We start from the raw sequence: 4,189 nt of genomic DNA, 5'->3' as shown, positions 1-4,189 counted from the left end.
ACAGGGGACAGGGGGTCAGCAGCCGGGGGGTCAGCCAGGCGACGACGGCTCGGACGAACGACCTGCGGTGGCGCAGATCCGCGATCTCGTGCCCCTCGCCGGGAAAGAGCAGGTAACGGCAGTCGACGCCGCGAGCGAGGGCCGCGGCAACCGTCTGCTCCGCCTCGATCACCGGGACGTTGGTGTCGTTCTCCCCGTGCACGACGAGCAACGGCGCGGCGAGGGCGCTCATCCGGTGCAGCGGGGACAGCGCCCGCAGCAACGCCGGCTCGGTGCGTGGATCACCGTACTTGGTGACCGCGGACGCGGCGATCCACGGCTCGGTGTACTGATAGAAGCTCTCCAGATCAACCATCCCGCAGACGTCTACCCCGACCCGGAACAGCTCCGGGAAGTGGACCATCGCCGCCAACGTCAGATAGCCGCCGTAGGAGCGGCCGGCGACGCCGATCCGGTCCGGGTCGGCCAGGCCCGCCGCGACCAGATGCGCCACGCAGCTGCGGACGTCGGCGATGCCGCCGAACCGACGATGGGTGTGATCGGCCTCCTCGAACGACCGGCCGAATCCGGTGGAGCCGCGCACGTTCGGCGCGAACACCGCGATCCCCCGGGCGAGCACGGCCTGGAACAGCGGGTTGTAGACGGGACGCTCCTGCGCCTCCGGGCCGCCGTGCAGGTGGAGCAGGGTCGGGACCGGTCCTCGCGGGCCGTGCGGGCGGTACCACCAACCGGACAGTTCCCGGCCGTCGTGGGCCGGCAGGGCGCACGGCACCGGACGGACCAGCCGCGGGTGGTCACCGGTGCGGGGCCCGGGGATCCCGGGTACACGCGCCGGCCCGGATAGCCCGGATGGCCCGGATGGCCCCGGGCTGTCGGATCCCAGGCCGTCAACGTCGATGTTCAGGACGACCCGCGGTCCCGGGATGGTCACTGCCTCGACGGGAGCGTGCGAGATCAGCCGACGGTAGCCGGCGGATGGCGCGGTGAGATCCCAGGTCCAGATCTCCCCCGGCCTGATGGCACCATCCAGAGCAAGCACGAGCTCCCGCCCCCCGGGCCGGACGAGCACGCCGGTGACGACGTCGCGGGGAAGCGGCGGCAGCGTCAGTGACCGTCCGGTGGGCAGATCGACCAGCGCGAGCTCGCTGCGCCCGCCCACGTTCCAGACGACGACCGCCCGATCCGGATCGAGCAGGGCGAACCGCTCCAGATCGGCGTCATCCCGGGCGGCGAGGACCCGCGGCCCGCCGGCCGGATCGCCCGTGGGGTCGACGGGGACGTCGAACAACGCGGCCCGGTCCCGCCCGATGTCGCACAGCAGCAGCAGGCGACGGCCGTCGGCGACGAACCGACCGGTCACGGTGGTCGCCGTCCCGCCGGGCACCTGCCATGACCCGCCGATCCCCTCCCCGGCTGCGATCATGGTGTCGACCACGAGCACCCGCCGGACGCCACGGGGGCCCTCCCGCAGCAGCAGGCGGTACCCGCCACCGGCCGGGCCCCGCCCCGGACCGCCGCTCCCCGTCCCGTCCGGCGCGGAGTCGGGGAGAGCGGCGACGTCGCACACCTGCAGCGCCACTCCGGCTGCGAGGCGGGTCCGTCGCCCGTCGGAGTCGATCAGCACCGCGGCGGTGCGGCCGGACGGATCGGAGCGGTCTGACTCGGTCACGACGAGGCCGTGGCCGTCGTCGGTCCAGCGGGCTGGGGTGGCGGCCCGCCTCCCGCCGCCGGCCAGGTGGCGCAGGTCACCGCCGTCCGCCCGGACGGTCCGGACCTCGGTGAGCTCCCCGCCGCCCGGCGCGACGTGGACGGCGATCCGGTCGTCGGTCGGCGACCACAGGACCGCCCGGACATGACCGGGGCCGGTGTCAACCGGGCGCTCCCGGCCGTCCGGGTCCCGGATCCACAGCGCGGGGGCGCCGCCGCGATCGCCGACGAAGGCGAGCCGACCATGCGGGCCGGTACTCGGTGCGCGACAGCTCGCCGCCGCGACCCAGGCGTCGGACAGATCGCCGGGACGCCCGGAGTCGACGGTGTGCGCCACCACCGACTGCGCCACCACCGGCCGTCCCACCACCGGCTGCGCCACCACCGCGGATCGGATCATGTCACTCCAAGGGATCATGCGACTCGGTCGTGCGATGTACGTGGGTCGTGCGATGTACGTAGATCATGCGGCCGTGTGGGTCTGGAGCCACATCTCGAGCAGCGCGGCCTGCCACAGGGCGTTCGCGCCGAGCGCCGTGCGGTTGTCGTTCGGGGCGGCGAGCATCGTCTGGACCCACACCGGCCGGAACAGGCCCCGCGCCTTCGCCGCCGGATCGGTGAGCGCCTCGCGCACCCGGTCCAGGAACGGCCCGTCGAGATGGCGGATCGCCGGCACCGGGAAGTACCCCTTGGGTCGGTCGATGACGTCGACCGGCATCAGCGGGCGGCCGATGTTCTTGAGCACACCCTTGCCGCCGGAGGCGAGCTTCAGCTCCGGCGGGCAGGCGGCGGCGAGCTCGACCAACTCGTGGTCGAGGAACGGGGTGCGGGCCTCAAGCCCCGCGGCCATCGTCATGTTGTCAACCCGTTTCACGGGGTCGTCAACGAGCATGATTGTCGAGTCGATGCGCAGCGCGGCGTCGACGGCGGTTTCGGCGCCCGGCCGGGCGAAGTGGGAGGCGACGAAGTGCCGGCTGGCATCGGCCTCGATGAGATGGTGCGGCTCCACCATCGCGGGCAGGTCCCGGTGCGGTCGGTCGGCGAAGACCCGCAGGTAGGCGTCGACGGCGTCGGTCCGCCCAACACCGGCCAGCGGCGGATACCAGGAATACCCGGCGAAGACCTCGTCGGCGCCCTGCCCCGACTGCACGACCTTGACGTGCCGGGAGACCTCCTGGGAGAGCAGGTAGAAGGCCACGCAGTCGTGGCTGACCATCGGCTCGCTCATCGCGGCGACGGCCGCGTCGACGGCGGGCAGCAGCCTCGTCCCCGGCACCCGGATCTGATGGTGGTCGGTGTCGAAGTACCGGGCGATGACGTCGGAGTAGACGAACTCGTCGCCGGGCTCGCCGCCGACGGCCTCGAACCCGACGCTGAAGGTCGCGAGATCCTTCTGCCCCGCCTCGGCGAGCAGCGCGACGATCAGACTGGAGTCCAGCCCACCGGACAGCAACACGCCGACCGGAACATCGGCGACCATCCGGCGGCGCACCGCGAGGCGCAGCCGCTCGGCGATCGCGTCCTGCCAGTCACGGGCGGTCCAGTCCGCGTGCGCGGGATCGCGGGTGAAGCTGGGACGCCAGTACAGGTCTTCGGTCGAGGTGCCGTCCGGCTCCACCACCCGCACGGTCGCCGCGGGCAGCTTGCGCACCCCGGCCAGAATCGTGTGCGGGGCGGGCACCACGGAGTGGAACGACAGGTAGTGGTGAAAGGCGACCAGGTCGATGTCGGAGGAGACGCCGCCGCCAGCGAGCAGGGCCGGCAGGGTGGAGGCGAACCGCAGGCGCTCGCTGTTCCCGGTGAGGTAGAGCGGCTTGATGCCGAGCCGGTCCCGGGCGAGGATCAGCCGTCCGCTGTCCCGCTCGGCGATGGCGAAGGCGAACATCCCGGCGAAGTGGTCGACGCAGCGTCTCCCCCACCGGTGGTACGCCTTGCCGATCACCTCCGTGTCGGAGGTGGAGAAGAAGCGGTAGCCTGCCGCGATCAGCTCGTCACGCAGCTCCTGATAGTTGTAGATGCACCCGTTGAACACCGTGGTCAGGCCGAGTTCGTTGTCCACCATGGGCTGGGCACCGCACTCGGACAAATCGATGATCTTCAAGCGACGGTGCCCGAACGCGACCGGGCCGGCGGACCATACTCCCACGCCGTCCGGGCCCCGCGGCACCATCGTCGCGGTCATCCGCACCACCGCGTCGACGTTCGCTCCCCGGCCATCGAATCTCAGCTCGCCACTCAGCCCGCACATGTGCGCTCCCGTCGATCGATGAGGTCAGGCGAGATCCATTCCCCGAGGCTTCCTTCCCGGTACCGCAGCCGTTGACTACGATCTCACTTTCGAGGACGGAGATTTCACAACAGTGTCCGCGATGTTGCCAACTCCCTCGGTCGCCAACCCGCGCGGAACCGCAGTGCACCCCGCGACGGGGCACCCCGCGACGGAAAACCGGGTCGCCCTGGATCCGACTACGGAGAGTGAGCC

Annotated in this window: 2 protein-coding genes; both read right to left on the bottom strand. The window is 71.8% G+C overall.

Annotation, left to right across the window (positions count from 1 at the left end; all coding sequences use genetic code 11):
- Window positions 1-2,107: S9 family peptidase (locus AC08OX_RS15440; RefSeq protein ID WP_476608454.1), on the bottom strand; the 2,107-nt coding region annotated here is incomplete at its 3' end.
- 63 nt (window positions 2,108-2,170) lie between these two features.
- Window positions 2,171-3,955: an N-acetylglutaminylglutamine amidotransferase gene (locus AC08OX_RS15435; protein WP_476608453.1), complete on the bottom strand. Its 1,785-nt coding sequence runs from the start codon at window positions 3,953-3,955 to the stop codon at window positions 2,171-2,173.
- Between the last annotated feature and the right edge of the window lie 234 nt (window positions 3,956-4,189).

Source organism: Frankia sp. CoBUL1, assembly GCF_978021245.1.
This window is presented reverse-complemented; position numbering and strand designations above follow the sequence as displayed.